The organism is Mycolicibacterium sp. HS_4_1 (assembly GCF_054515875.1).
In genome coordinates, this window is record NZ_CM137261.1 from 1,929,792 (window position 1) to 1,954,357 (window position 24,566).

The 24,566-nt window shown below is 66.5% G+C and carries 23 protein-coding genes and 1 other RNA gene; 18 read left to right on the forward strand and 6 right to left on the reverse strand.

The features are described 5' to 3' along the window. Window positions 1–31 precede the first annotated feature (31 nt). The 9 genes from ACX12F_RS09155 to ACX12F_RS09195 are packed head-to-tail and all read left to right on the forward strand — an operon-like array spanning window position 32 to window position 8,609. Window positions 32–1,057, forward strand: a complete 1,026-nt coding sequence (locus tag ACX12F_RS09155) for an MCE family protein (protein WP_459369272.1) — start codon at window positions 32–34, stop codon at window positions 1,055–1,057. After that, window positions 1,054–2,406: an MCE family protein gene (locus ACX12F_RS09160; RefSeq protein WP_459369273.1), complete on the forward strand. Its 1,353-nt coding sequence runs from the start codon at window positions 1,054–1,056 to the stop codon at window positions 2,404–2,406. Before ACX12F_RS09155 ends, ACX12F_RS09160 begins: the two co-directional genes overlap by 4 nt. Continuing rightward, a complete protein-coding gene (locus tag ACX12F_RS09165; protein WP_459369274.1) occupies window positions 2,403–3,719 on the forward strand; it encodes an MCE family protein in 1,317 nt (438 codons plus the stop codon). The genes ACX12F_RS09160 and ACX12F_RS09165 overlap by 4 nt, the downstream gene beginning before the upstream one ends. Beyond that, window positions 3,716–4,873 carry an MCE family protein gene (locus ACX12F_RS09170; RefSeq protein WP_459369275.1) on the forward strand — a complete coding sequence of 386 codons (1,158 nt, stop codon included), beginning with the start codon at window positions 3,716–3,718 and terminating at the stop codon, window positions 4,871–4,873. Before ACX12F_RS09165 ends, ACX12F_RS09170 begins: the two co-directional genes overlap by 4 nt. Beyond that, window positions 4,874–6,325 (forward strand): MCE family protein, encoded by a 1,452-nt coding sequence (locus tag ACX12F_RS09175; RefSeq protein WP_459369276.1) that lies wholly within the window; start codon window positions 4,874–4,876, stop codon window positions 6,323–6,325. It abuts the gene before it with no gap. Then, window positions 6,289–6,933 carry an Rv1363c family protein gene (locus ACX12F_RS09180; RefSeq protein WP_459369277.1) on the forward strand — a complete coding sequence of 215 codons (645 nt, stop codon included), beginning with the start codon at window positions 6,289–6,291 and terminating at the stop codon, window positions 6,931–6,933. The genes ACX12F_RS09175 and ACX12F_RS09180 overlap by 37 nt, the downstream gene beginning before the upstream one ends. Window positions 6,934–6,974: 41 nt before the next feature. Further along, window positions 6,975–7,559 (forward strand): hypothetical protein, encoded by a 585-nt coding sequence (locus ACX12F_RS09185; protein ID WP_459369278.1) that lies wholly within the window; start codon window positions 6,975–6,977, stop codon window positions 7,557–7,559. An 8-nt stretch (window positions 7,560–7,567) separates the two neighbouring features. After that, window positions 7,568–7,930 (forward strand): DUF732 domain-containing protein, encoded by a 363-nt coding sequence (locus ACX12F_RS09190; protein ID WP_459369279.1) that lies wholly within the window; start codon window positions 7,568–7,570, stop codon window positions 7,928–7,930. Between the two features lie 16 nt (window positions 7,931–7,946). Then, entirely contained in the window at window positions 7,947–8,609 is a 663-nt protein-coding gene (locus tag ACX12F_RS09195; RefSeq protein WP_459369280.1) for a CAP domain-containing protein, read from the forward strand. A gap of 6 nt (window positions 8,610–8,615) precedes the next feature. On the opposite strand, the gene ACX12F_RS09200 is transcribed toward ACX12F_RS09195, so the two are convergent. Genes ACX12F_RS09200 through ACX12F_RS09210 form a run of 3 tightly spaced genes read right to left on the reverse strand, consistent with a single transcriptional unit; the run spans window position 8,616 to window position 11,551 of the window. Further along, window positions 8,616–9,431, reverse strand: coding sequence for a carbohydrate ABC transporter permease (locus ACX12F_RS09200; protein ID WP_459369281.1), 816 nt, complete (start codon window positions 9,429–9,431; stop codon window positions 8,616–8,618). Next, on the reverse strand, window positions 9,428–10,312 hold the full coding sequence (locus ACX12F_RS09205) for a carbohydrate ABC transporter permease (protein WP_459369282.1): 885 nt from the start codon (window positions 10,310–10,312) through the stop codon (window positions 9,428–9,430). Before ACX12F_RS09205 ends, ACX12F_RS09200 begins: the two co-directional genes overlap by 4 nt. Next, on the reverse strand, window positions 10,313–11,551 hold the full coding sequence (locus ACX12F_RS09210; RefSeq protein WP_459369283.1) for an extracellular solute-binding protein: 1,239 nt from the start codon (window positions 11,549–11,551) through the stop codon (window positions 10,313–10,315). 465 nt (window positions 11,552–12,016) lie between these two features. On the opposite strand from ACX12F_RS09210, the gene ACX12F_RS09215 reads away from it, so the two are divergent. Further along, complete coding sequence (locus ACX12F_RS09215) at window positions 12,017–13,255, forward strand: HNH endonuclease (protein ID WP_459369284.1); 1,239 nt, start codon at window positions 12,017–12,019, stop codon at window positions 13,253–13,255. A gap of 143 nt (window positions 13,256–13,398) precedes the next feature. Here ACX12F_RS09215 and ACX12F_RS09220 read toward each other — a convergent pair whose 3' ends face one another. After that, window positions 13,399–13,977, reverse strand: coding sequence for a helix-turn-helix domain-containing protein (locus ACX12F_RS09220; protein WP_459369285.1), 579 nt, complete (start codon window positions 13,975–13,977; stop codon window positions 13,399–13,401). A gap of 47 nt (window positions 13,978–14,024) precedes the next feature. Here ACX12F_RS09220 and ACX12F_RS09225 point away from each other — a divergent pair, with 47 nt between their 5' ends. The 4 genes from ACX12F_RS09225 to rnpB all read left to right on the forward strand — a co-directional run bounded on the left by ACX12F_RS09225 (window position 14,025) and on the right by rnpB (window position 16,428). Next, entirely contained in the window at window positions 14,025–14,990 is a 966-nt protein-coding gene (locus ACX12F_RS09225) for an NAD(P)/FAD-dependent oxidoreductase (RefSeq protein WP_459369286.1), read from the forward strand. 1 nt (window position 14,991) lies between these two features. Next, a complete protein-coding gene (locus ACX12F_RS09230; RefSeq protein ID WP_459369287.1) occupies window positions 14,992–15,621 on the forward strand; it encodes a class I SAM-dependent methyltransferase in 630 nt (209 codons plus the stop codon). A gap of 14 nt (window positions 15,622–15,635) precedes the next feature. Continuing rightward, window positions 15,636–15,986, forward strand: a complete 351-nt coding sequence (locus ACX12F_RS09235; RefSeq protein ID WP_459369288.1) for a hypothetical protein — start codon at window positions 15,636–15,638, stop codon at window positions 15,984–15,986. A gap of 26 nt (window positions 15,987–16,012) precedes the next feature. Next, window positions 16,013–16,428, forward strand: an RNA gene (gene rnpB / locus ACX12F_RS09240) — RNase P RNA component class A. A 5-nt stretch (window positions 16,429–16,433) separates the two neighbouring features. Here the strand turns inward: rnpB and ACX12F_RS09245 are convergent. Further along, window positions 16,434–17,927 carry a CYTH and CHAD domain-containing protein gene (locus ACX12F_RS09245; RefSeq protein WP_459369289.1) on the reverse strand — a complete coding sequence of 498 codons (1,494 nt, stop codon included), beginning with the start codon at window positions 17,925–17,927 and terminating at the stop codon, window positions 16,434–16,436. A 97-nt stretch (window positions 17,928–18,024) separates the two neighbouring features. Here ACX12F_RS09245 and ACX12F_RS09250 point away from each other — a divergent pair, with 97 nt between their 5' ends. Further along, window positions 18,025–18,804, forward strand: a complete 780-nt coding sequence (locus ACX12F_RS09250; protein WP_459369290.1) for an enoyl-CoA hydratase/isomerase family protein — start codon at window positions 18,025–18,027, stop codon at window positions 18,802–18,804. A 90-nt stretch (window positions 18,805–18,894) separates the two neighbouring features. On the opposite strand, the gene panB is transcribed toward ACX12F_RS09250, so the two are convergent. Beyond that, entirely contained in the window at window positions 18,895–19,740 is an 846-nt protein-coding gene (panB, locus tag ACX12F_RS09255) for a 3-methyl-2-oxobutanoate hydroxymethyltransferase (RefSeq protein WP_459369291.1), read from the reverse strand. A gap of 161 nt (window positions 19,741–19,901) precedes the next feature. On the opposite strand from panB, the gene ACX12F_RS09260 reads away from it, so the two are divergent. The 3 genes from ACX12F_RS09260 to ACX12F_RS09270 all read left to right on the forward strand — a co-directional run bounded on the left by ACX12F_RS09260 (window position 19,902) and on the right by ACX12F_RS09270 (window position 24,555). Next, window positions 19,902–21,305 (forward strand): WS/DGAT/MGAT family O-acyltransferase, encoded by a 1,404-nt coding sequence (locus tag ACX12F_RS09260; protein ID WP_459369292.1) that lies wholly within the window; start codon window positions 19,902–19,904, stop codon window positions 21,303–21,305. 58 nt (window positions 21,306–21,363) lie between these two features. Next, a complete protein-coding gene (locus tag ACX12F_RS09265; protein ID WP_459369293.1) occupies window positions 21,364–22,890 on the forward strand; it encodes an alpha/beta hydrolase in 1,527 nt (508 codons plus the stop codon). Between the two features lie 123 nt (window positions 22,891–23,013). Continuing rightward, window positions 23,014–24,555, forward strand: coding sequence for an alpha/beta hydrolase (locus ACX12F_RS09270; protein WP_459369294.1), 1,542 nt, complete (start codon window positions 23,014–23,016; stop codon window positions 24,553–24,555). The last annotated feature ends 11 nt before the right edge of the window (window positions 24,556–24,566 follow it).

Sequence of the window (24,566 nt, forward strand, 5' to 3'; positions counted from 1 at the left end):
ACCAACCAACGACCGAGGAAGGAGGGACGCCGTGGAGAACCTTAAAGGCACGCTGTTGCGCCTGGTCGTCTTCCTATCGGTATGCCTGCTCGGCACGGTCGCCCTCTGGGCGGTGTTCGCCGACTTACGGTTCGACGAGGGCCACACCTACTTCGCCCGCTTCGTCAACGTCTCGAACATGAAGAAGGACAGTCACGTTCGCATCGCGGGCGTGGAGGTCGGCCAGGTGAAGAACGTGTCGATCAACCGCGATTCGACGGTGACCGTCGAATTCACCGCGGACAGCTCGGTCGTGCTGACCGAGGGCAGCCGCGCGGTGATCAGGTACGACAACGTTGTGGGCGATCGGTTTCTGGCGCTGGAGGAAGGTGCCGGCGGTACCAAGAAGATCAATCCAGGCGACACCATCCCCGTCGACCGGACCCAGCCCGCGCTGGACCTCGATGCCGTCATCGGTGGTTTCCGACCCTTGTTCTCAGCCCTCAGCCCCGACAGGATCAACGATCTGAGTGGGCAGCTGATCCAGGCGCTGCAGGGGCAGGGGCCGTCGATCGGGTCGTTCCTGGCGCAGGCCGCGGTGGTCACCAACACTCTGGCCGACCGCGATCAGCTGATCGGGGAGGTCGTCACCAATCTCAACACGGTGCTGACGTCCTTCGGCGGCAAGAGCGACAAGCTCGACAAGGCGGTGGTGTCCCTGTCGGAGCTGGTCGACCGGCTGGCCCAACGCAAGACGGACATCTCACAGGCGGTGGCCTACACCGACGCGGCCGCCAACTCGATCGCCGGTCTGCTGACCGATGCCCGGCCGCCACTGGCCAAAACAGTCCACGAGGTGGACCGGACCGCGGGCCTCGTGCTGGCCGACCATGACTACTTCGACAACTTCCTCAACACCCTGCCCGACAAATACAAAGCGTTGTCCCGGCAGGGGATCTACGGCGACTTCTTCAGCTTCTACCTCTGCGACGCGGTGCTCAAGCTGAACGGTAAAGGGGGACAACCGGTTTACGTCAAGGTGGCCGGGCAGACCTCAGGACGGTGCACCCCGAGATGAAACCATTTGCGGAGCGAAGCCATTTCGCCCTCGGCGCCATCGGCATCAGCGCCGTGGTGGTGATCGCCACCGTGGCGCTCATGTTCCAGAAGATCCCGTTCGTCAGCGGGACGAGCACGTACTCCGGGTACTTCGAAGACGCCAGTGGGCTGCACACCGGTGCGCCCGTGGACATCTCAGGTTTCCCAGCCGGTCGGGTGGCCAGCATCGATCTCGACGGTCCCCGCGTACTGATCAAGTTCACCGTCGACGACAACGTGCATCTCGGCGAGCGCACCGAGGCCGCGATCAAGACCAAGGGCCTGCTGGGCAGCAAGATGCTGGAAGTCGTGCCGAAGGGTGACGGTGACCTCAAGGGCACCATCCCGCTGGAGCGAACCGTGTCGGCCTACCAGCTTCCGGATGCCCTCGGTGATGTGACGAACGCGATCAGTGGGCTGGACACACATCAGCTGTCGGACTCGCTGGCCACGGTCTCGGAGGCATTCGCGAACACCGCCCCGGATCTGCGGGACGCGGTGAACGGCATCGCGCGGTTCTCCAAGACGCTGGGTGACCGTGACGCGCAACTGCGCAGCCTGCTCGACAACGCGTCCAAGGCGACGACGGTGCTGGCCAAGCGCAGCGACAAAGTAGTGAGCCTGGTGAAGGACACCAATGCCCTTCTGGTGCAACTGCGTTCGCAGAGCGCCGCCGTGAGCCGGCTGTGGAGCAGCCTGTCGGCCGTCTCTCAGCAGCTCAAGGGACTTATCGCCGAGAACCGGTCGCAGCTGCGGCCGGCGCTGGACAAGCTCAACGGTGTCGTCGCGATGCTCGACAACCGCAAGGAACGGCTGCAGCAGGCCGTCAAGGGGCTCAGCCGGTACGCGATGGCGCTGGGTGATGCGGTGAGCTCGGGTCCGTTCTTCAAGGCGTACATCGTCAATCTGTTGCCCGGTCAGTTCGTGCAGCCGTTCGTCGATGCCGCCTTCTCCGACCTCGGGGTGGATCCGAACACGAAGCTGCCGTCGCAGCTTCAGGATCCGCAGACCGGGCAGCCTGGCACGCCGCCGCTTCCGGTGCCGTTCCCGCGCACCGGCCAGGCCGGAGACCCACGTATGAACATTCCGGATGCGATCACCGGCAAGCCCGGCGATACCGCTTGTGGCCCACCCGGAATCCCGTTGCCCGGTCCCGGTTGCTACCCGGTCCGCGAACCGCAACCGGCGCCGCCACCCGGCGGCCCGCCGCCCGGTCCGCCGGCGCTCGCACCCGGCCAGACTGCCATGCCGGAACCGCCGAAAACCCCGCCACTGCATGTGTCGGACCCCGCCCACGTACCTACACCGACGCCAGGAGGACAGCCATGACCAAGCTGTCCAACAAGGCCCGTCTGCTGCTGGTGCTCGCGGTGGTGGCCGTTGTCGTTGCCGGCGGCATCGTCACCGTGAAGGCGTTTCAGCAGGCGTCGCGCAACGAGGTGGTGGGCTATTTCCAGAACACCAATCAGTTGTTCAGCGGCGACGACGTCCTGATCCAAGGCGTGCCTGTCGGCAAGGTCGAGAAGATCGAACCGGGACCGGAGAAGGTCAAGGTCACCTTCTGGATCGACGACAAGTACAAAGTGCCGGCCGACGCCAAGGCCGTGATCCTGTCGCCACAACTGGTGACCGGCAGGGCAATTCAGCTGATCCCGCCCTACCGGGGCGGACCGACGCTGCGCGGCGGCGCCGTCATCCCGCTCGACCGCACCGCGGTGCCCGTGGAGTGGGACCAGGTCCGCACCCAACTGCAGCGAGTGGCCGATCTGCTCAAACCCGACCAGCCCGGCGGCGTCAGCACGCTCGGCGGTTTCATCAACACCGCAGCCGACAATTTGCGCGGGCAGGGCGCCAGCATCAGAGAGTCGGTGATCCGCCTGTCGCAGGCAGTGTCGATCCTCGGCGACCACAGCAACGACCTGTTCTCGACCTTCAAGAACCTATCGATCCTGGTGTCGGCGCTGCAGGACAGCACCGGACTGCTGGAACGGCTCAACACCAACCTGGCCGACGTGACCGGACTGGTGGCTGACGATCCGGGCAAGGTGGGCCAGGCGCTGCACGACATGAGCTCCGTCGCTGATGACCTGCGCTCGTTCGTCGCGGACAACAAAGAGGCCGTCGGGACGGCGTCGGACAAACTGTCGTCGGTCAGCACCGCAATCGTGGACAGCATGGATGACATCAAGCAGGTGCTGCACGTGGCGCCAACGGTGGTGGCCGACCTGAACAACATCTATGAGCCGGCGGTCGGATCGTTGACCGGCGTCCTGGCGGTCAACAACTTCGCCAACCCCGTCAGCTTCATCTGCGGTGCCATTCAGGCGGCGTCGCGCCTCGGGGCGGATCAGTCGTCGAAGCTGTGTGCGCAGTACCTGGCGCCGATCGTCAAGAACCGGCAGTACAACTTCCCGCCGCTGGGCGAGAACCTGATGGTGGGTGCCCAGGCGCGGCCCAATGAGGTTACCTACAGCGAGGATTGGATGCGGCCCGACTACGTGCCACCGTCGCGGCCGGCGGCGCCGATGGCGCAACAGCCGGGCGCCGCTGACGCACCGGCCCCGTCCCCGCAGACGGTGAGCACCGACGCCAACGCCGGGCTGGCCGGAATGATGACGCCGCCCGCAGGAGGTGGCTCATGAGAATCCGTCTAAAGGCCACGGCTATGTCGGCCGCGGCAACGGTGGCGCTACTCGCGTCGGCGGGCTGTTCGGATTGGCGCGGCGCCAACAGCCTGCCGCTGCCGGGCACCGAGGGCGGGGGATCGGGGGCGTTCGACATCCAGGCGCAGATGACCGATGTCACCAACCTGCAAGAGAATTCGCGGGTCCGGGTCTCCGATGTCACCGTCGGCACGGTCACCAAGATCGAACGGCAGGGGTGGCACGCCCTGGTCACCATGCGGCTCAACGGCGATGTGAACGTGCCGGCGAACTCGACGATCAAGCTGGGCCTGACCAGTCTGCTGGGCACCCTGCACATCGAGCTCGGACCACCCAAAGATGGCCGGCCACAAGGAAAGCTGCACCAGGGGTCGGTCATCCCGCTGACTAACAGCGGCAGCTTCCCGTCGGTCGAGCAGACGCTGTCGGCGGTGTCGATGGTGCTGGGTGGCGGTGGTATCGGCAACGTCCAGGACATCACCGAGGCCTTCAGCACGGCGTTCCACGGGCGCGCCGAAGACCTGCGCAGCCTCATCAAGCAGCTCGACACGTTCACCGCGAACGTCAAGGACCAGACCCCCGACATCATCGCCGCGTCGGAGAGCCTGAACCAGGTCGTCGGCAAACTCGCCGCGAGCCAGCCCGTGCTCGACCGCGCCGTCGACAGCATCCCGCAAGCGCTGGCCGTGCTGAGTGGCGAGCGAGAGAACCTGGTCACGGCCGCCGACAAGCTGAGCAAGTTCGCCGCCCTCGCCACAGACACGGTGGACCGGTCAAAAGAGAACGTGGTCAAGGAATTACGCGAACTAGGGCCGACCCTTGAGCAGCTCGCCAACGCCGGGCCGGCCATGACGCGGGCGCTGAGTTTCATCCCGACGGTGCCGTTCCCGAGCGACACCATCGAGAAGTGGCAGCGCGGTGACTACGCGAACCTCACCGCGATTGTCGATCTCACGCTGAGCCGCATCGATCAGGCGTTCTTCACCGGCACGCGCTGGGAGTGTGACCTGACCGAGCTCGAGCTGCAGTGGGGCCGCACCATCGGCCAGTTCCCGAGTCCGTGTACCGCGGGCGGCCCGAACAACCCGGGCAATCCGCTGACCATTCCGTACCGCTGGGATCAGGGGCCGTAAATGCATCTCGACAAACGCGTGCGAATTCAACTCGTGATATTCGCCGTCATCGCCCTGACCGCGGTGACGATGATGAGCCTGATCTATATGCAGTTGCCGGCCAAGCTGTTCGGCATCGGGCGCTACGTGGTGAAGATGGAGCTGCCCGAGACCGGCGGCATCTACGCCACCGGCAATGTCACCTACCGCGGCACCGTCGTAGGCCGGGTGCAGTCCGTCGGGCTGACGCCGACCGGGGTGCAGGCCGAGTTGTCCCTCAACTCGGGTACCGACATCCCGTCCGATGTGCAGGCCGACGTGCACAGCCAGATGGCGATCGGCGAGCAGTTCGTGTCCCTGACGCCGCGTGGCACGAGTTCGCGACCGCTCAAGGACGGCGACGTCATCCCGCTCGCACACACCTCTGTGCCACCGGACATCAACACCGTGATCGACTCGCTGACCAAGGGCCTGCAGGCAGTCCCCAAGGAGAACCTCAAGACGGTCATCGACGAATCGGCTACGGCCGTCGGCGGTTTGGGGCCGGAGCTGTCGCACATCGTCAAGGGCGGCAGCCAGCTGGCCATCGACGCACGGGCGAACCTCGACCCGCTGCTGAGTCTGATCGATCAGGTCAAGCCCGTGCTCGATTCCCAGAACAACACCTCAGGCGCGATTCAGGAGTGGGCGGCGAATCTCGCCACCGTGACCGGTGAACTCCAGGCGCAGGACAAAGCGCTCGGCACCGTCCTCGACAAGGGCGGCCCGGCGTTCGGCGAGATGGGGCAGTTGTTCAGCCGCCTGCAGCCGACATTGCCGGTTCTGCTCCAGAATCTCGTGTCCATCAACAGGGTCGCGATCACCTACCAGCCCAACCTCGAACAGCTCCTGGTGCTGCTGCCACGGACAACCGAAGCGGCGCAGGGTGTTACGTTGGCGAACCGCGATACCAAGCAGGCCTACAAAGGGGCGTACCTGAGCTTCAACCTGAACCTCAACCTGCCGCCGCCGTGCACCACCGGGTACCTGCCGGCGCAGCAGATGCGCAATCCCGCGTTGGAGGACTACCCCGAACTTCCGGCGGGCGATCTGTACTGCCGGACCCCGCAGGACGGCATGTTCAACGTCCGCGGTGCGAAGAACCTGCCCTGCGAGACGGTGCCCGGTAAGCGCGCCGCCACCGTCAAGCAGTGCGAGAGCAACGAGCCGTACGTGCCGCTCAATGACGGTTACAACTGGAAGGGCGATCCCAATGCCACCTGGACCGGGCAGGACGTGCCGCAGCTGCGGCCGGGTTCGGCCCCGCCGGCGGGTGCACCTGAGCCACCGCCGGTCGCCGTGGCCGAGTACGACCCGGCGTCCGGAACCTACATAGGTCCCGACGGAAAGACCTACACCCAAGCCGATTTGGCGCACACGGCTCCGAAGGAGAAGACATGGCAAAGCATGATGACGCCGCAGCCGGGGAGCTGACCGAGGGCGGGGTGGCAGTCCTCGACCCCGATATCGACGATTTCGACGACATCGAAGAGGTGGATGAGGCCGATGTCGCCGGTGCCGAGGGAGCGGATGCGCCTGTCGTCGCGCCCGCGAAGCCGAAGGCGGTGCGCCGGCTTGCGGCGGTGATCGGGCTGATTCTGGTGCTCACGCTGAGCGCGTTGGTCGGTTGGCTTGCCGTACGGGCGCACCGCGCGACCCAGGTCGACGAGCGGCAGAGCCGGATCGTTCAGGCCGCCAGGCAGGGCGCACTGAACCTGACGACCATCGACTGGCAGCGCGCCGATGCCGACGTCCAGCGTATCCTCGACAGCGCGACGGGGGAGTTCTACGACGACTTCGCCAAGCGCTCAGCACCTTTCATCAAGGTCGTGAAGGAAGCGAAGTCGACCTCCACCGGCTCGATAACCGAGGCCGGGCTGGAATCGGAGGCGGGCGACTCGGCCCAGGTGCTGGTCGCGGTGGCCGTCAAAACCTCGAATGTCGGTGCGCCGGCGCAGGAACCGCGGGAGTGGCGGATGCGCATCGCGGTGCAGAAAGTCGGTGATGTGATGAAGGTTTCGAACGTGGAGTTTGTGCCGTGAAAATGATGATGAAGTCCCGCGTCAATCACACCGCGACTGAAATGTCCGACGAGGCAACGCCTTCGGTGGACGGGCACGAAGACGCGGTCGAGGTCGACGCCGCACAGACCACCGACGCGGCGCCTGTCGTCTCGCGGCGCCGCGTCGCGTGGGCGAGTATCGCCGTTTACGGCCTGCTGCCCACGCTCGTCCTCGCGCTCGGTGGCGCCGCCGGATACCTGCAGTGGAAGGACGTGTCCCTGAGCCAGTCCGACACGGCCAAAAAGGAATCCACCACGGCTGCCACCGACGGCACGATCGCGCTGTTGTCCTACAAGCCCGAGACCGTCGAGAAGGATCTGGAAGCCGCCAAGAAGTACATGACCGGCAACTTCCTGAACTCCTACACCTCGCTCACCCGTGACGTGGTGATCCCGGGTTCGAAGCAGAAGAAGATCTCCGCGGTCGCCACGGTGCCCGCGGCAGCCTGGACCAAGGCGACCCCGAACCATGCGGTGGTCATGCTGTTCGTGGACCAGACGATGATCATCGGCGACAGCGCCCCGACCAGCACCGCGTCGAGTGTTCGCGTCACCCTCGACAAAGTCGACAACCGTTGGCTCATCTCGCAATTCGATCCGATGTGAGCCCCCGCATGTTCGCAAAACTGTTGACCGGTGCGGTGCTCGGCGCGGTGGCGCTGAACGTCGTTGCGCCACCGGGAATGGCATCCGCAGATGCGACCGCGTATCTGATCGGCGTGACCGTGCGGCCGGGCTACAACTTTCCCAATGCCGATGCGGCGCTGGGATATGGCTACGGCATCTGCGACAAGGTGGCGGCCGGCCGACCATTCGCTGACGTAATGGGCGACGTAAGAGGCGATTTCGGCACCGATGATGATTATCAGGCGTCGTATCTCATTGCGCAGGCCGTCAACGAACTGTGCCCCGCGCAGATCTGGCAGCTGCGAAACTCTGCTGCGCACTACCAGTCACCGCCGGGTGTCCATCCCTGATGCAAAGGAATCCAACATGAGATGTCGGCCACGGGTGCTGTCTGTGTTGGCTGTCGTGCCGCTGGGCGCCGTCATCTGCACGCCGCTCGCGCACGCGGACAACGGCAACACGCTCATCCCGAACAACAAGCGGCTCAACGACTCCGTCGTGTCGAACGTGTACACCGTGCAGCACCAGGGCGGGTGCACCAACGACATCGCCGTCAACCCACAGCTGCAACAGGCCGCCGAGCGGCAGGCCAAGGACATGATGGCCAACCGGGACCTGGACGGGGACATCGGTTCTGACGGATCCACACCGCAGATGCGCGCCGAGCAGGCGGGCTACCGCGGCGGGCCGGTAGCCCAGACGGTCGCCACCAACCCGGCGCTGGCGATCAGCGGCGTCGAACTGATCAACCAGTGGTACTACGACCCCGCCATCAAACAGATCATGGCCAACTGCGCCAACAACCAGATGGGCGTGTGGTCGGAGAACAGCCTCGACCGCACCGTCGTCGTCGCCGTCTACGGCCAGCTGCCTGAACCGCCGCACCGCGACGACAAAGAGGGTGGCACCAACAACGGCTTCGACCCGAGCCCCGACTACGACGGTAGCGACGAGATCGAGCACTTCTTCAACTGGTTCCCGTGGATCCTGCGCGGAGTGCACCCGCCGCCGGCGTACCCCGCGAATTAGTTTGCGCTACTTGACCGAGCCCGCAGTCAGTCCGCTGACGACGCGTCCCTCGATCGCCGCGAACAACACGATGACAGGCACCGTCGCGATCACCGATCCGGCGAACAGGTGCCCCCAATCGATCGAGTACACCCCGATATAGTTGTTGATTCCGACCGTCAACGGCTGCCTGTCCGCCGAAGCGCCGAGGGTCAGGGTCAGCGCCACGATGAACTCGTTCCAGGCGGCGATGAACGTGAAGATCGCGGCGGTGACGATTCCGGGCATCGCCAACCGGAGGCTGATGCGTACGAACGCGCCGAAACGGCTTGTGCCATCGAGCATTGCGGCTTGCTCGAGCTCGAAGGGGATGGTCGAGAAGTACGCGTTGAGGATCCAGATGGCGAACGCCAGGTTGAAGCCGGCATTGACGAGGATCAGTGAGATCAGTGGCGTCGCGAAGTCGAACTCGATGAACTCGCGCTGGATGCCGACGAGCATCGCCGCAGGCTGGAACATCTGGGTGGCGAGCACCAGCAACAGGAATGCCGTGCGACCGCGGAACTTTCGGCGTGCGGTGTAGTACGCCGCGGGCAGGGCGACCGCCAGCACGACGAGCGTTGCGCCGCCTGCGACGATCAGACTTGCCGAGAGGTTCCCACCGAGGCCCGTCGACCAGATAGTCGTGAAATTGTGAAAGTCGAAGCGGGAGGGCAGGTAGCCCGGCGAGAGGAGTTCGTCCGCCGGTCGTAGTGCGGTGACGACCATCTCGGCGTACGGCAGCAGGAAGAAGATGGCGATGGCGTAGGCCGCCAGCGCCGCCGCGAGCCGTCGGGGGCTCACTGGACTTGGTCCTTCCATCGCGTGACGCGCAGGAAGACCAGCACCATGACGACCACCAGCGCGAAGTTCAACACGGACATCGCTGCGGATTCACCGATGTGGGCGGACTTCAGGATGAACATGAACGTCGTCGTCGTGCTGGTCTCGTACCCAGGTCCGCCGCGCGTCATCTCCCAGATGATCGGGAACGAGTTGAAGACGTTGATCACGTTGATCAGCGTCGCGACGACGATGGCCGGACGCAGCAGCGGCAACGTGATCGACAGGTAGCTGCGCCGGCGGGAGGCACCGTCGACCTTGGCCGCGCGGTAGACGTCGTCCGGGATGGTCTGCAGACCCGCAAGGATCGTGTACGTCGTGAAGGGGAGCGATACGAAAATCGCGACCAGCATCATGGCCACGAAAGCGGATATCGGCCGGCCCAGCCAGTCGGCTCTGGTCGACCCGAGGTCGACGAGGCCGAGGTCGTGCAGGAAGACGTTGATCACGCCGCTGCCCGCTTCGAGCGCCCAGCGGAAGATGAGGGCGGTCATCATCACTGACGCGGCCCAGGGCGCGATGAGTGCCCACCGCGCGAGCCTGCGGCCCGGGAACTGGGCGTTGAACAGCTGGGCGAGACCGAGTGATACCGCGATGGTCACAGCGACGACCACCACGACCCAGATGGCGGTCCGCATGAGCACCCCGCTCAGCGCAGCTTCATCGGCGAGCGCTTGGTAGTTGCGGCCACCGGCAGAACCGAGGACGACGCCACTCGGGCTGACCTTTTGCAACGACGTCTGGACCATGACGACGACGGGCCAGAGCACCGTCAGCCCGATCAGCGCACAGGCCGGCCCGATCCACGCCAGCGGCGCGAGCCGGCTCAGAGTGTGCCTCACTCAGCCGGCCCTGACTGCCGCCTGCTGCAGCGCTGTCAGAACATCCTTGGGGCTGTCCGTCATCGCCGTGCCGATCTCGTGCTGGACCTTGGACTTGACTTCGGCCCACGTGGTGTTGCTCGGATATTGCACCGCGTTGGGAAGCGCCGTCATGAACGGGCCGAACACCGGGTCGCCTGCCAGTGCTTTGGCGGCGCTCGTCGTGGCCGGGAGCAGGTGGTACATCTTGTCGAAGGCGACCTGGTACTCGTCCTGGTAGGCGAAGTCCAGGAACGCCTTGATCTGCGCCTGGTGACCATTGGCGTTGAATGCGGCGACGTTGTCGCACACACCAAGGGTGCTTGCCGGCGGGCCGGCCTTGCCCGCGATCGGCACCGACGCCCAGTCGGCGTCGGTGAGCTTGCCGCCTTCCTTGATGATCGGGATGAGGGCCGGTGAGCCGTTGATCATGCCGATCTCGCCCTGCGCGAACTGCTTCCACAGATCGGTGCGGTTCTTGGTGCCCGGGTTGGGTTCGGTCAGGCCTTGCGCGGCAAGGTCTTTGGCATACGTCAGCGCCTCCACATTTTGGGTGCTGTCGATCGTCCACTTGCCGTCGGCGTCCTGGTAATTGCCGCCGTTGCCCAGGAACCAGAGAAGAGCCTCTGCTTGCGCTTCCTCAGGCCCGAGCGGCAGACCGAACCCGATCTTGCCCAGCGGCTTGATCTTCGCCGCGTCGGCTTTGACGTCGTCCCACGTGCCTGGTGCCGCCGGGATGCCGGCCGCGGCGAACAGCTTCTTGTTGTAGAACAGCGTGCGCGCGCTGGTGGTGAACGGCAGACCGTACTGCTTGCCGTTGTAGGTGCCCTGCTTGGCGAACACCGGCAGCAGATTGCCGGGATTGGTCAGTACCTCGTCGGCGGAGTAGAGCAGACCGTCCTGCGCGTAGTTGGAGAAGTAGTCGCCTTCGGTGATGTCCGGGAACTGGCGGTTCTGGACCATGGTCTGGACCTGGGTGTCGAAGTCGTTCCAGCTGATGGCGGTGATGTCCACCGAGACCTTCGGGTTCTTGGCATGGAATGCGTCGACGATGCCCTGCCAGTAGTTCTTGCTGGCGTTCTGGGGCCCGGTGCCATAGTCCGCGACCACGAGCTTGAGCGTGACGTTGCCATCACTGTCCTTGGTGCCGCCGCCACATCCGGAGAGCGTCAGTGCGACGGCCGCCCCGGCTGCCGCCGCACGCAAAATCCTGCTCTTCATGTGGTCTCCCCGTCTTGTGTCAGGCGCCTGTTGGATGCTTTGGCGAATGTTAGCGGCCGGGTTGTGGGATGTATCCGGACATCGTGACAGTTGATTCGGGTCTTGCTCGCTCGGGCGGCATTGCGAAACCGGCCGAGCGACAGCCAAGCGGCGCGAAAAGTGTTCTGGGCGTCGCATTGTGGCGCGCTCGGTGGCCATCTCAACGGTAGGTGGAGTCCGGCGGCATCGGCTGAATCCGAACGGTCCGATGCTGTCTTGCGTCAAGAATTTGGCAGGTTTTGCGGGTTGGGATGGTGTTGTCGATGGCCTTGAATCGGTGGGTTTCCATGTCGAGGGCGTCGCCGTCGTAGCCGGCCGGGATCCTGAACCTATCCACAGCGCGCGACCCATCCACAAGCGGCGCCTGCCGGAAAGTTTGAAGCAGCAACCCCTTGATGTTCGAACATGTGTGCGATATAATTTGGTATGGGAATCGCACCAGATCTCGCTACCAGCCTCGACACCCTCCGCGGCGTGCGAGTGCCTGACGACCTGGCTGGGGATGACGCGTTGGCGGCGATGCGGGGGCTGCTGGCGCTGCGGAATCTGGTTGATCATCTGGCGGCGACGGTGGTCGGGGTGTTGGATCGGTGTGCGGTGGCGGCTTCGCAGGGGCGGACGGTGCGGGAGCTGCTGATCGCTCTCGGTGCGGCGCCGGCCGTGGCGTCGCGGGTGGTCCGTGTCGGTGTCGCGTTACCGTCGTTGCCGACGCTGGCCGCCCATGCCGCGGATGGAGCGGTCTCCGGTGAGCATGTGGATGCGATCGTCAAGGGCATCAACCACATTCGAGCCCGCTCACCCGGACCGGTGGATGAGGAGGCCCGGTTCGCGCAGGTGACCGATCTGGTGGGGCAGTGCTTCTCCGGGGCCACCCCCGCCCAGATCGGGGACCGCGCCCGCCGGCTGGGCAACCGGGTCGCCGCGGCCGAAGGTGGTCTGCCGGCGGCCGAGGACCGGTCGATCAACACCGTCGATCACCGGGTGACCAGCGACGGGCGCCTGCAGGTGCGGGCGGACCTGGATGCGGAGGTGGGTGCGAAATTCGTAGCCGCCATGGAGCAGTGGTCGGCGCCGCGGCCCGAACCCGACGGCACCGCTGATGCCCGTTCGGCGGGACGGCGGCGCGCTGATGCCCTGGAGGCGGTGCTCGATATCGCCGCGCGTGGCGGGGATATCGCGTCGGCGCCGCGCACCCAACTGCTGCTGACGGTGCCCGCCGACGCCCCGGACCTGGCCCAACTCGAGTTCATGGGATCGATCAGCATGGCGACCCTGGAACGCCTGTCCTGCGACACCACCGTGACCACGGTGATCGTGGACGGCGAACAGGTACCACTGGACATGGGACGCGATAAACGGTTGTTCCCGGCGCCGCTACGCAAAGCCTTGTATCTGCGGGATCAATGCCGCATCAAATGCGGCGCCCCGCCGGGACGCACTCATGCCCATCACATCGTGCACTGGACCCACCACGGCCAAACCAGCCTGAGCAACGGCTGCCTGCTCTGCCCGGCGTGTCACGCCAATGTCCATCACGACGGCTGGGACGTCGTCATGGGCCTGGACAAACACCCCTGGCTCATCCCACCCGCGGCCGTGGACCCCCGCCGCAGACCCATCCCGGCCTACAACCGCCGCACCATGCGACTGGACGTGGCCGCATAACGCACGGCCTCGAATCTTCTGCGCACCTTGATAACTCAACAGTGATAGGCGGATCGCGGGCCTGCTGCTTCGGTGGCGGAGCTGAACCAGCAGGCCCGCACACCGGCACACCGCAATGAACTGTCGCCGTCCTGGTGCTTGGCTCAGTTGCGGATGTGCAGGCGCTCGCCGTGAGGTCCGAAGATGGCGATCGCCTCCACGGGTCCGTCCACCGTGCCGAACCAGTGCGGCGTCCATGTCGAGAACTCAACGGCTTCACCGGGTTTGATGGTGAAGTCGCGGTCGCCCAGCAGCAGTCGGAGATTGCCCGAGAGCACGTACAGCCACTCCTGGCCGTCGTGCACGGGAAGCTCGGCGGGTGGCGTTCGACGCCGGGCACTCACGCGGATTTTGAACGTGTGCAGACCGCCGGCCGGCCCGCCACGGGTCAACGGCCAGTAGGTGATGCCGTCGCGGCTGTGTGACGCGCCGCGGACCCGCGGGTCCTCGGCCTCGGGGGCGCGCATCAGTTCGTCGGTGCTGATGGACAGGGCGGCGGCGAGCCGGGGCAGGTGGTCGAGAGCGAAGCGGCGCTTGCCCGATTCCAGGCGGCTCAGCGTCGAGATGTCGATATCGGCTGCGCGCGCAACGTCTTCCAGCGTCATGCCGCGTTGCGTGCGTAGCTCGCGCAGCCGGCGTCGGACCCGCGCCTCGATGTCGTCGTCCTCCGTGTTTGCCTGCATGGCAAATTAGCTTGGCATTTTGCGCGTCGCGCGGCAAGGTCGGTGTCATGCAAAACGAATGGGAATGCGCCATCGTCGGTGGCGGGGCGGCGGGACTGAGCGCCGCACTGGTGCTGGGCCGCGCGCGACGACGAACGCTGGTCATCGACGCCGGAGAGCAGAGTAACCGCGCGGCTCACGGCATCGGGGGACTGCTCGGGCACGACGGGCGTCCACCTGCCGACCTGTACGCCGAGGGGCGCCGTGAACTGACGAAGTATCCGTCGGTGCAGTTCGTCGATGGACAGGTCACCGGTGCGACGGCGCAGGACGGCCCCACGTTCGGGCTCGAACTGGCCGACGGAAGCGTGCACCATGCCCAGCGGCTACTGCTGGCCGGCGGCATGGAGTACGAGTACCCCGACATCCCGGGACTGCACGACCACTGGGGCCGGTCCGCGTTCCACTGCCCGTTCTGCCATGGCTGGGAGGCCCGCGATCAGGCGCTGGCGGTCCTCGCTGACGGGGACCGGGCCGTACACATGGCGCTGTTGCTTCGGGCCTGGACCGACGACATCGTCGTCCTGACCAACGGGCCGACCAGCCTGGACGACGACCAGAACCGCGCCCTGGCCGACGCGGGTGTGCGCGTAGACGAGCGCAAGGTCGTCGAATTCGCTTCGCACAACGATGAGTTGGCCGCCGTGGTGTTCGCCGACGGCGATGAACTCAAGCGCGAAGGCGTCTTGATGGCCAGCGCGTTGCGGCAGCGAACCGACCTGGTGGCCCAGCTCGGGGTGCGCACCGCTCCACCCGGGCCGGTCATTGTCGACGCTGTCGTGGTCGACCAGATCAACCGCACCTCGGTGCCCGGCGTCTTCGCCGCCGGTGACGTCTGCGCTCAAATGCCCCAGGTCTCCGCGGCGATTGCCAGTGGTTCTGCCGCCGCCGCGGCCATCGTGCAGAGTCTGGTGCACGACCAATTCGGCTTGCCCGTCATGCCCTGGCCCAACTTCGATCAGCAGGAGAACTGACATGTCCACGACTGAGACACCGCAGGAACACTGGGAAGGCCGCTATGCCGAGAAGCCCCAGATGTGGAGCGGTCGGGTCAACACCCATCTCGCGACGGTTGCCGGCGAACTGACGCCGGGCCGCGCGCTGGATCTCGGTTGCGGCGAGGGAGCCGACGCGATCTGGCTGGCCACCCAGGGCTGGCAGGTTGTCGCGGTCGACATCGCCACCAATGCCCTCGATCGGGCCCGCAGTGCGGCACAGGCCAGGGGAGTGGCGGAGCGGATCGACTTCCAGCACCACGACCTGTCCCAGAGTTTCCCGGCGGGCAGCTTCGATCTGGTGTCGGCGCAGTTCTTGCATTCCACGGTTCATCTGGAGCGCCGGCAAATACTGAAGCAGGCGTCAGCGGCCGTCGCGCCGGGTGGCACGCTGCTGATCGTCGATCACGGTGAGGCACCGCCCTGGGCTTCCAAACACGTCCATGACCACCGCTTTCAGTCCGCGGACGAGGTGGTCGCCGAGCTCGACTTGGCGGAAGAAGACTGGCAGTCACAGCACGTCGGTACCCTGGAACGCGAGGCAATCGGACCCACTGGCGAATCCGCCATTTTGCGGGACAATCTGATTGTCCTGCGCCGCACGCACTGATCGGAGGTCACCAGGTGGTGAAGCACCGACTCGACATCCGCCTGGCTGCAGAGTCGATGCTTCTGGTGACCGCGTGCCTGTGCCTCCTGCTGGGTGGCCGCCAGGCGCTCGGTTACGTGACCGATGCCATGGGCAACTCGTTGGCCACGTCCGGCGACTGGTCGCTGGGGCCGGCGGCTGCGTTGCTGGTGTACGGCCCGCGGGAGGTGTGGTCGGCCTGGGCGATCACGGTGCCGGTGATCGTGGTACTCGGCATCGGTCTGGCGGTCGCTCGAACACGCCGGGACGGGCCGCGATGGCTGAAACAGGTGTTGCTGGCCTACGGCGCGGTCGTCGTGTTGGACTCGCTGGTCGCGGCGCTCTGACCAGCTGATATGGTGGTCGGCGCGGACGAGTTGGCCGGGCGGCCGCGGGACCGAGAGGTTTCGAGGAAAGTCCGGACTTCACAGAGCAGGGTGATTGCTAACGGCAATCCGAGGTGACTCGCGGGACAGTGCCACAGAAAACAGACCGCCGACTTGAGTGTCAGGGCGAAGCCCTGGGGTTCAGACGGTAAGGGTGAAACGGTGCGGTAAGAGCGCACCAGCATTCCGGGTGACCGGAGTGGCTAGGTAAACCCCACCCGAAGCAAGGCCAAGAAGGCCGCGACCTGGTTGCGGCTGCGCAGGTGCCCGAGGGCTGCTCGCCCGAGCCTGCGGGTAGGCCGCTCGAGGTACCCGGCGACGGTGTGCCCAGATGGATGGTCGCCGCCTTGCCACCAGCGATGGTGGCGGGGAACAGAATCCGGCTTACAGGCCAGCTCGTCCGCCCCGCTAATTCTTCACTTTTCTCATCGCGCGTGCCAGCGCCTTGAGCGAAGCGTCCAGCTGCAGGCGGGCGTACTCGGCCACCTCGGCCTCTTGCTGGTGGAGGATGCCGTAGGTGAAGGTGTCCTCGCCCGCGGAGTGCGCGGCCTCGGCCTGCTGCAGCAGGTGTGCCCGGCTGACATAGCTGTCCTGGTGATCGCCCAGCAGCGTCTGGATGTCCTTGGCACAGTCGGCCACCTTCGACTCGCCTGTGGCGGCGGCGGTATAGCGAAGACGCTTGGCGCCTTTGCGGATGCGGTGCAGCGCCTCCTCGCTGTCCTCGGCGCCGGCCGCCTCGGCCGCTTCGGCCTTCCGTACCGACTTGCGCACGCGGCGGTACGCGCCGCCGACCGTCACCGGCTTCGCGTTTTCTTCAGCTGCGGCCGGCTGGGTGTTGTCGACGACGATGGCGTCGAGCGCATCGAGCAGCCGGAAGTAGCGTTCGGACCGCATGGCCGCGAGCGACCGGCGCAGCCCGGACTGGTAGCGCCGCTGCGAACCGTCGACCAGGCGCTCGCGTACCTGCCCACGAACCAGTTCCGGCGCAAGCCCCTTCAACGCGTCCTCGTACCGCTGTGCGAGGACTTCGGCGTCCCGTGCCGTGCCCAGTACGCCGGCCAGCAGCTTCAGCTCGTCGAGCACCCATTCGCGGTCGCCGAGATTGCCCGTCTCCTGCAGCAGGCTGCGGATCTTGCGGATGGTGACCCGCATCTGGTGCACCGCGTCGAAGGTGTCGGCGCGCACCGCGCGGTCCCACTCGATCAATTCTGCGATGTGCGCCGCGATGGCGCGGTGCACCTTGTCGGTGGGCTCGGGAGTGGGCTCCGGGTCGTCGTCCCCTCTGGCGGCCTCGAGCACCTTGGCCAGCTTGGAGCCGTGCCCGGCCGGTTGGGCGCCGGCGTCGAACAGCCGATGGGCCAGTCGGTCGAGCACGTCGGCGCCCCCATCGACGTTGCCCACCAGTTCGAGCTCCCACTCCCGCCAGTTCTGCAGCGATTCGCCGGCCGTGGCGGTCACGCGATCGTCGCAGAACTCGGCGAGTTCAGTGTCGTCGGGTGCGTACAGCATGGACACGGTGCGCGCTGTCTCGATCCGCGCGACGGGCTGCAGCGGCAGGTCCCGGACGATGGCCAGCACGATGTCGCGCAGCTCGTCGGGCACGCTCTCCCGGGCACCGGTCAGCGGCAGCCGGACCTCGGTGCGGGAATCGGCGCCGGCAGGCAGCTTCAGATGCCAGCCCGCATCGGTGCCGCCGGTGCGCCGGCGCAGGGTGACCATGTGTGCCGCCAGGTCGTGGTCCGGGGTGTCGAAGTACACCGCGTCCAGGTGCTCGACCGGCCGTTGCTCGACCCGGCCGACGGCGGACAATCCGTCGAACGACGGGGACACCGTGCTGTCGACCACCGCGAACTTGCGTTCAATCTCGGTGTGGCGGGACGGTTTACGCTTGCCAGCGGCCATGTTCACCTTCATTTGCGACCCGGGACGGGCAGTACCAACGCTGCCATTAGCGTGCCACATCGCGGCGCTGCATCTGCTGCCGATAACGTCTTGAGGCGTGACCGAATTCGAGACGCTGAAGTTCGCCCAGTCCGGTGCCGTCGTGAACATCGTGCTCGACCGGCCTGAGGCGGCCAACGGCATGAACGACGCCCTGACCCGCGACCTGGCGAGGGCCGCTGCGCTGTGCGACACCCCGGGAGTGAAGGTCGTCACCCTGACCGGCGCCGGCCGCTTCTTCTGCGCCGGTGGTGACCTCAAGGCGATGGCGGCCGCCGATGATCCGGGTGCGTTCGTCAAGGGCATCGCCGACGACCTGCACCGCGCCATGTCCACGTTCGCACGCATGGACGCGGTGCTGATCACCGCCGTCAACGGCGTCGCGGCCGGCGCGGGCTTCCCGCTCGGCGTCTCCGGTGATCTGGTGCTGGCCGCGGAGTCCGCGTCGTTCACCATGGCGTACACCAAGGCCGGCCTGAGCCCCGACGGCGGATCGTCGTACATACTGCCGCGGCTGATCGGCCTGCGCCGCACCCAGGAGCTGATGATCACCAACCGCGTGCTCAAAGCCGCCGAGGCCGCCGACTGGGGCCTGGTCACCCGCGTCGTGCCCGACGCCGAGCTGCCGGGCGCGCTCGACGCCCTGGCCGCTGAGGTCGCCACGCAGGCCGGTGGCTCGAACGCCGCGGTCAAGCAGCTGCTGCTGACCACCTACGGCGCCGACTACGAGACCCAGCTGGAGCGTGAAGGCCGGCTGATCGCCAAGTGTGCGTCGTCGGCCGACGGCAAAGAGGGTGTCGGCGCCTTCGTCGGCAAGCGCAAGCCGGCCTTCGGCTGAGCCGACTATCAGACCTCAGCGCCTAGCGAGGAGTGTGAGGGCTGTGCACGGTAGATAGCGGATGTGCGTGCACAGCCCTCACACTCGTGCTCAGTAGGAGTGCTCCTCTGCGGGGAACACGCTGGATGCCACCTCGGCAGCGTATTGCCGTGCGGCACGGCCCAATTCGGCCCCGACGTCGCCGAAGCGCTTGACGAACTTGGCGGTCTTTCCGGCCGTCATGCCCGCCATGTCCTGCCACACCAGCACCTGCGCGTCGCAGTTGGCGCCGGCGCCGATGCCGACGGTCGGAATGGTCAGCTTGCCGGTGATCTGGGTGGCCAGCTCGGCGGGCACCATCTCGAGCACCACGGCGATGGCGCCGGCCTCGGCCACGGCGATGGCATCGTGGATCGTCTGGTCGCCGGCGTCACCGCGGCCCTGGACCCGGAAGCCGCCGAGCCCGTTGACGCTCTGCGGGGTGAAGCCGATGTGGGCCACGACAGGGATGCCGGCCTGGGTCAGTGCGGCGATCTGCTCGACCATCCGCTCACCGCCCTCCAGCTTGACCGCGTGCGCGCCGGTTTCCTTCATGAAGCGGGTCGCCGTTGCGAGAGCTTGCCGAGGGCTTTCTTCGTAGCTGCCGAACGGCAGATCGGCGACCACCAGCGCGTGCGGAGCACCCTTGACGACCGCGCGGGCCAGTGGGATCAGCTCATCGATGGTGATGGGCAGGGTGGTGTCGTAGCCGTAGACCACGTTGGCGGCGGAATCGCCGACCAGCAGAACGGGAATCTCGGCATCGTCGAAAATGCGGGCCGAGGAGTAGTCGTAGGCCGTGAGCATGGCCCACTTGTGGCCTTCGGCCTTCCATTTCGCGAGGTGGTGGGTACGGATCTTGGTGCGAGGGGTCTTACAGACAGACTCCGGGGCAGCGCCGTAAAGCTGATCAGACATCGTCGTCCTCAAATGTGTTGGTCGGTTCGAACCTCGAGGCCCGTATCGGGTCCCCGGGACGTTTGACGGGTCAAGTCTGCCACCACCGGGCACTCGAGGTGAACGACACATGAAGTGGAATGCCTCACATTGGGTAATCCGGGCCGCCTACGATCGCGCCTATGCCCGGATACCAGCGGCTCAGTGGACTCGACGCCAGCTTCCTCTACCTCGAGACCGCGGTGCAGCCCCTGCACGTGTGCGCGGTGATGGAACTGGACGCCGCCACCATTCCGGGCGGCTACAGCTTCGACAAGATGCGTCAGATGCTCGGCGAGCGCATCGCGGCGATGCCGGAGTTCCGCGAGAAGCTGGCGGACTCGCCGCTGAACCTCGACCACCCGGTGTGGGTGGAGGATCCGGATTTCGACATCGACCGGCACCTGCACCGCATCGGGCTGCCATCCCCGGGTGGCCGCGTCGAGCTGTCCGAGATCTGCGGGCACATCGCGGCGCTGCAGCTGGACCGCAGCCGCCCGCTGTGGGAGATGTGGGTGATCGAGAACATCGCCGGCACCGACGCCCACGACGGCGGCCGCCTGGCCGTGATGGCCAAGATGCACCACTCCGGGATAGACGGCGTCACCGGCGCCAACCTGATGTCGCAGCTGTGCACCCTCGAACCGGACGCGCCGGCGCCCGAACCCGTCGCGAGCGGCGGCACCGCCTCGGAACTCGAGATCGCGGTGGGGGGAGCGGTCAAGTACCTCACCCGCCCGCTCAAGCTGGCGGGAGTGCTGCCCTCGACGGCGACCACCGTGATCGACACCGTCCGCCGCGCGGCCAAGGGTCTGACCATGGCGGCGCCGTTTGCTGCGCCGAAGACCGCGTTCAACGTCAACGTCACCGGGCACCGCAACGTGGCGTTTGCCCAGCTGGACCTGGCGGACATCAAGACCGTCAAGAACCACTTCCATGTGAAGGTCAACGACGTGGTGCTGGCATTGGTGTCGGGTGCGCTGCGGCGCTACCTGCTGGAGCGTGACGCGCTGCCGGACTCCACCCTCGTGGCCATGTGCCCGGTCTCGGTGCACGGCAAATCCGACCGACCCGGCCGTAACCAGGTGTCCGGCATGTTCGCCAAGCTGGAGACCACCATCGAGGACCCGGCCGAGCGGCTTCGTGCCATCGCCGACTCGAGCACCGTTGCCAAACAACACAGTTCGGCCATCAGCGCGACGCTGCTGCAGGACTGGTCGCAGTTCGCCGCGCCTTCGGTGTTCGGGACCGCGATGCGGGTGTTCGCCGCGACCGGCCTGGCCGGGGCCAAGCCCGTGCACAACCTCGTCGTCTCGAACGTGCCCGGTCCGCAGGAGCCGCTGTACATGCTCGGCGCCGAGGTCAAGGCGATGTATCCGCTGGGCCCGCTGTTCCACGGCTCCGGCTTGAACATCACGGTGATGTCCCTGAACGGCATGTTGGACGTCGGCCTGATCTCCTGTCCGGAGCTGATTCCGGACCTGTGGGACATGGCTGACGAATTCGCCACCGCGCTGGACGAGCTGGTTGCCGCCGCCACCGTCTGACGGCGCGCGGCAACGCCCTCATCAGGTCAGACCAGCGCTCATGGCACCATGGTCGACCATGAACCTCAGACGGGGGAGCCTCGCCCTCGCATCGGTACTGGCCATGGTCTTGGTGGATGCGACGGGTTGTAGCCAGGTGATCGACGGACGCGCGATTCGCGCGGTGCCGAAGCCGGGCGCGCCCCTGCAGTGGTCGCCGTGCCAGACCACGTCACCGGACTCGCAGTCGCGCATCCCCAAGGGGGCCGAGTGCGCGATGCTGTCCGTGCCCGTCGACTACAGCAAGCCCGACGGTGACGTTGCACAGCTGGCGCTGCTGCGGATCAAGGCGACCGGCGACAAGATCGGCTCCCTCGTGATCAACCCGGGCGGGCCGGGGGAGTCGGGCGTGAGCGCCGCGGTGTCGTTGCTGAACAACATTCCCGACGCGGTGCGGCAGCGGTTCGACCTCGTCGGCTTCGACCCCCGCGGCGTCGGGTCCTCCAAGCCGGCCGTGTGGTGCAACTCTGACGCCGACAACGACCGGCAGCGCGCCGACCCCCAGGTCGACTACTCGCCGGCCGGTGTCGCACGCATCGAATCCGAGACCAAGGCGTTCGTGCAGCGATGCGTCGACAAGATGGGCAAGGAGTTCCTGGAGAACGTCGGAACCGCCAACGTCGCCAAGGATCTGGATGCCATCCGCGCCGCCCTGGGCGACGACAAGCTGACCTATCTGGGTTACTCCTACGGCACCCGGATCGGCGCGCAGTACGCGGAGGACCACCCGGACAAGGTGCGTTCGATGATCCTCGACGGTGCCGTCGACCCCAACGCTGATCCGATCCAGGCCGACATCAATCAGGCCGCCGCGTTCCAGACGGCGTTCAACAACTACGCCGCCGACTGCGCGAACAGCCCGGACTGCCCGCTGGGCACGGACCCGGCGAAGGTCAACGACGTCTACCACAGCCTGGTCGACCCGTTGGTCCAAAAGCCCGCCCCCACAAAGGATCCGCGTGGTCTGAGCTACAGCGACGCGTTGGTCGGCACCATCCTGCCGCTGTACTCGCCGGCCATGTGGAAGGACCTCACCGCAGGGCTCACCGAGCTCAAGGGCGGCCACGGCGACATCATGCTGCGGCTCGCCGACGCGTACATGGGCCGGGACCCCGACGGCCACTACGACAACTCGACCGACGCCCGCGTGGCGGTCAACTGCGTCGACGAGCCGCCGATCACCGACCGCGTCAAGGTCATCGCGGAGGACAAGCGCACCCGCGAGGTGGCGCCGTTCATGAGCTACGGCCAGTTCACCGGCGATGCCCCGCTGGGCACCTGTGCGTTCTGGCCGGTGCCGCCGACATCCAAGCCGCACGAGATTTCGGTCAAGGGTCTGGCGCCGCCGCTGGTGGTGTCGACGGTCCACGACCCGGCTACGCCGTACCAGGCGGGCGTGGACCTGGCCAAGGAACTCGGTGGCAATCTGCTGACGTTCGACGGCACCCAGCACACCGTGGTGTTCCAGGGCAACAGCTGCGTCGACGAGCACGCCGGCAGTTATCTGATCAACGGAACCATGCCCGACGCCGGCGCGAAATGCTGAATCGCGAAGTGCGGTGTCGCGAAAAACACGGTGCCGCCGCGAGATAACCGTTTGGTCACCGTCTGATTGCCGGGTTGTCTCCCTCCCCGGCCAGGCTTCGGCTCAGCTGCGCGCCGTGCGACCATGTGTGCCATGTTGCGGGCGGGCAGTCGTGGACGACGTGGTGCGGTAGGGGTCGTCGGATTGCTGGTGGCCATCAGCGCCGCGCCCGGATCGGTCGCGCACGCGGCCCCCGAATCCCTGCAGTCCTACTACGAACAGGCGCCGGCCTGGACGAGTTGCGAGCCGTTCATCGGTGACACCACGGACCTGCCGACGGCCCGGTGCGCCAACATCGGCGTCCCCGTCGACTACGCGGATCCGCAAGGGCCGCAAGCCAAGTTGGCTGTCATCCGGGTCCCGGCCTCGGGTCAGCGCCTGGGCGTGCTACTGGTCAATCCCGGTGGTCCGGGCGCGTCGGCCGTCAACACCGTTGCCGGCATGGGGTCGGTGCTGGCCGATACCGAGATCGGCCGCAGTTTCGATCTCGTCGGCTTCGATCCGCGCGGCGTGGGGCATTCGACGCCGCAACTGCGGTGCCGCAGCGACGCGGAACTCGACGCCAACCGCCGCGACCCGATGGTCGACTACAGTCCGGCCGGGGTCGCGCACATCGAGGCCGTCAGCCGCCGCACGGCGCAGGACTGCCTGCAACAGATGGGCAGCAGCTTCCTGGCCAACGTCGGAACCGCCTCGGCGGCAAGGGATATGGACGTGGTGCGGGCCGCGCTCGGGGAGTCGCAGATCAACTATCTGGGCTTCTCATACGGTACCGAGCTGGGGGCGGCCTACGCCGAACGGTTCCCGGACCGGGTGCGGGCCATGGTGCTCGACGGCGCCGTCGACCCCAATGCCGATCCGGTGACCGAGAACCTGCTCCAGTTGGCCGGATTCCAAACGGCTTTCAACGACTATGCGACGGACTGCGCGCAGTCGCCCGGCTGTCCGCTGGGCACCGACCCGACGCAGTTCGTCGCCCGGTACCAGCAGTTGGTCAATCCGCTCGTCGCGCGACCGGGTGCGACATCCGATCCGCGGGGCCTGAGCTACTCCGATGCGATCACGGGCACCATCAACGCGCTGTACACGAAGAAGTACTGGAAGTTTCTGACCAGCGGGCTGCTCGGGTTGCAGCGTGGTGGGGATGCCGGCGACCTGCTGCTGCTCGCCGACGACTACCAGCATCGTGATCAGAACGGGCGCTACGCACCGCTGCAGGACGCGTTCACCGCGATCCGGTGTGTCGATTCGCCGTTCCCGACCGATTCCGCCACGTGGGCGGCCGCGGACCTCAAGGCGCGCGAGATGGCGCCGTTCATGAGCTACGGCCAGTACACCGGCTACGCGCCGCGCGACGTCTGCGCCATGTGGCCGGTGCCCGCGACGTCTCGTCCGCACACGCCGGCATCGCCCGGCCCGGGCAAGGTCGTCGTCGTATCCACGACGCACGACCCCGCCACGCCCTACCAGGCCGGGGTGAACCTGGCACAGGAACTCGGCGCGTCGCTGATCAGTTTCGAGGGCACCCAACACACCGTGGTGTTCAACGGCGACCGATGCGTCGACACGGCCGTGGTGGCGTTCCTGACCCAGTCGGTACTGCCACCGGCGGGATTGCGCTGCTGACCTGCGTACGC